This window comes from Idiomarina sp. ST20R2A10, assembly GCF_051842345.1.
Classification (GTDB): Bacteria; Pseudomonadota; Gammaproteobacteria; order Enterobacterales; family Alteromonadaceae; genus Idiomarina; species Idiomarina loihiensis.
This window is the reverse complement of record NZ_JBNIEY010000066.1, coordinates 1-242: the sequence shown is the minus strand read 5'-3', so window position 1 is coordinate 242 and position 242 is coordinate 1. Positions and strand designations below refer to the sequence as shown.

At 71.9% G+C, this 242-nt stretch carries 1 protein-coding gene; it reads left to right on the top strand.

The genetic code is table 11. The annotated features are described in order from the left end of the window. Positions 1-242: hypothetical protein (locus tag ACP7H9_RS14325; protein ID WP_439222951.1), on the top strand; the 242-nt coding region annotated here is incomplete at both ends.

Here is a 242-nt window from a genome sequence, read left to right as displayed (position 1 = left end):
CCCTATGCCGGGGGCGAGGTGCCGGAACTCAATATCGGCCTGATGCCGGCGCTGGTCCCCTCCTACGCGCAGGCCCTCGCCTGGAAGAACGCCCCCGTGGGCCGCAAGATCACCGAGATCCTGGAGGCCAAGGGCGTCATCCTCGTCTCCTGGGTCTGGCAGGCCGGCGGCGTGGCGAGCCGCGAGCGCCCGCTGCTCACGCCCGAGGATGCCAAGGGCATGAAGGTCCGCGGCGGCTCGCG